Source organism: Komagataeibacter intermedius TF2, from assembly GCF_000964425.1.
GTDB lineage: Bacteria > Pseudomonadota > Alphaproteobacteria > Acetobacterales > Acetobacteraceae > Komagataeibacter > Komagataeibacter intermedius.
In genome coordinates, this window is record NZ_BANF01000185.1 from 1 (window position 1) to 2515 (window position 2515).

Genomic DNA, 2515 nt, shown 5'->3' on the forward strand with positions numbered 1-2515 from the left:
GTAACCGGCCGCTCTGGGCCGCCTTGATTATGCGGCCTGTCTGTGCAGTGTATTCACGGGTTTCCAGTTCCATGGCAACAGTTCGTGGAGCCGGTTGATCTTGTGCTCGTTGATACGGGCCAGGACGTCGGCGAGGTAATCGTGCGGATTAAGCCGGGAGAGTTTTGCGCTTTCGATAAGCGTCATGGCATCAGCGATGTTGTCGCCCCCGGTGTCGGATCCGGCAAAGAGATAATTTTTTCGCCCCACGCATACGGGCCGTATGGCGCGTTCGGCAGGATTGTTGTCGATGGCGACACGACCATCTTCGAGGAACAGGGTAAAGGCCTTCCACCGGTTGAGCGCATAACGGATCGCTTTTGCCAGTTCCCCCTTTCCAGGGATACGGGCAAGCTGTGTTTCGCACCATGCGTGGAATGCTGTGACACGGGGGCGGCTTTGTTCCTGTCGGACAGCCAGACGATACGGGGCCGGGTGTCCGGTGATCTGGCGCTCGATATCGTAGAGCTCTCCGATCTGTTCAAGTGCTTCCCTTGCGATTGTCGAATCACTGCCCTTCCAGACATCATGGAAGGCCCGGCGGAGATGAGCCCAGCAGGCCGCTTCGCGCACGTGCACGGTTCCTGTTGCGTCTGGTTTATACAGATCCCTGAACCCGGCGTAGGCGTCAGCCTGCAGAATGCCCCGGAACTGTGCCAGATGGGTCTGGGGATTGATCCCCTTGCGATCGGGAGAGAACCAGTAGGCCACGGCGGGCGGATCACTCCCTCCCCATGGGCGGGGATCGCGCAGATAGCTCCAGATCCGCCCTTCCTTCACGCCCCGGGGTTTGCCAGCCTGACGCAGACGGGGGTCAAGAACCTGCATGGGTGTATCATCAGCATGTAGCAGGTCTGCCTTTACGACATCCTGACGGATCAGATCTGTCAGAGGACGCAGAACGGCAACGGCCTGACCACACCAGTCGATCAGGGTTGAACGGGGAATGTCCACACCCTGACGGGCAAAGATCTCATTCTGACGATAAAGCGGAATGTGGTCATCGAATTTCGAGACCAGGATATGGGCTAAAAGCCCGGTGCCAGCCATCCCCCGTGGGACAGGGCGCGACGGTGCTTCAGGCTGCACCAGTGTTTCGCAGTGACGGCAGGATTTCTTCAGCCGTGCCGTTTCGACAACTTTCAGTTTTGCCGCAATAAAGTCCAGTATTTCGGTGACATCTTCGCCTACAAGACGCAGGGGACCGCCACAGGCAGGACAGGCCTCACCTGGGTCGAGAACAATACGCTCCCGTGGTGTCGTGTCAGAAACCTTTGGTTTGCCACGCTGCCGTGGGGGAGAGAGTGCATCATCGCTGACATCATGCTCCCTGATATCAGGAGAAGGATCGGCTGCCGCGATGGCGATTTTTACATCTTCAAGGAGCAGTTCGAGTTGTTCAATCTCACGGTCTATCTTTTCTGAACTGGCCCCGAATTTCTGTTTCTGAAGACGTGCGATCCGGATTTTGAGAGACTGGACAAGAGCTTCATACGCACGAGCTGACGCAGAAAGCCGAGCCACTTCGGTCTGCAGGGAAACAATCATTTCCCTCAGGGTATCCGGATCATCAGGCAGGACCGCAGGTGCAGACGTCATTATGAAAAAATAGCAGAAAACCTAAGAAAATTCAAAATGTTCTGCACTCTCACGCCATAAAAATCAGGCCACGCGAGACGGTGGTGCAGACCAGGAAGGGCGTCTCCACTCCATGCCTTCCCACAGCATGGCCATCTGTGCTGTCGTCAGGCGTGCAACGCCCTCTGCCGGAGACGGCCATGGAAAACGTCCCTTCTCAAGCACCTTGTAATAAAGACAGAACCCCTGACCGTCCCACATCAGAAGCTTGATCCTGTCCCCACGGCGACCACGAAAGGCAAAGAGCGCCCCTGATGTCGGGTTCTGACGCAGCACGTCCTGTGCCAGTGCTGCCAGACCCGATATGCCCTTGCGCATATCGGTCACCCCGCAGGCCAGATAGACACGCACGCCGTTGCCCACGCCAATCATGCCGTCTCCGCAATCCGGATGACCCGGGCCAGAAGATCTTCGGCAGGATGTCCCGTCACCCTGATACTACGGCCATTGCGCAGCACTATGGCCAGTTCGTCAGGATCACCGCCAGATGCCACAGCAGGTGTCGTCACTGAAGCAACAGGAACAAACGCCACAGACTGATCTGGGGAAGATAGTCTTTGACGGAATGACGTCCGCCATTGGTAAAGATGTTGGCGGGTCAGGTCATGTCGACGTGCCACATCCGATACACTTGCTCCATCCACACCAACTTCAGCCAGTATCGCCAGCTTCCGTTCATCCGACCAGCGGCGGCGGCGTTCAACGCCAATCAGGATTTCCTGGGTCATTCTTACCTCTCAAATGACGTCAATAACGACGTCGTTAACGACGTCGTTAACGACGGTAAGTTACCAGTCACAATCCTCAATCATAAGGCGGCCTCAAACGGCCGGTTACG

Annotated in this window: 3 protein-coding genes; all 3 read right to left on the bottom strand. The window is 56.7% G+C overall.

The annotated features are described in order from the left end of the window. Window positions 1–27 precede the first annotated feature (27 nt). The 3 genes from tnpC to tnpA all read right to left on the bottom strand — a co-directional run bounded on the left by tnpC (window position 28) and on the right by tnpA (window position 2405). On the bottom strand, window positions 28–1638 hold the full coding sequence (gene tnpC / locus B7449_RS15510) for an IS66 family transposase (protein ID WP_029335693.1): 1611 nt from the start codon (window positions 1636–1638) through the stop codon (window positions 28–30). Between the two features lie 63 nt (window positions 1639–1701). Beyond that, window positions 1702–2049 carry an IS66 family insertion sequence element accessory protein TnpB gene (gene tnpB / locus B7449_RS15515; RefSeq protein ID WP_010510701.1) on the bottom strand — a complete coding sequence of 116 codons (348 nt, stop codon included), beginning with the start codon at window positions 2047–2049 and terminating at the stop codon, window positions 1702–1704. Continuing rightward, window positions 2046–2405, bottom strand: coding sequence for an IS66-like element accessory protein TnpA (gene tnpA, locus B7449_RS15520; RefSeq protein ID WP_007400224.1), 360 nt, complete (start codon window positions 2403–2405; stop codon window positions 2046–2048). Before tnpA ends, tnpB begins: the two co-directional genes overlap by 4 nt. Window positions 2406–2515: the final 110 nt, after the last annotated feature.

Excerpts from the sequence above, each read along its gene's own strand:
- tnpC (WP_029335693.1), bottom strand. The coding sequence starts at position 1,638 with ATGACGTCTGCACCTGCGGTCCTGCCTGATGATCCGGATACCCTGAGG.
- tnpB (WP_010510701.1), bottom strand. The coding sequence starts at position 2,049 with ATGATTGGCGTGGGCAACGGCGTGCGTGTCTATCTGGCCTGCGGGGTG.
- tnpA (WP_007400224.1), bottom strand. The coding sequence starts at position 2,405 with ATGACCCAGGAAATCCTGATTGGCGTTGAACGCCGCCGCCGCTGGTCG.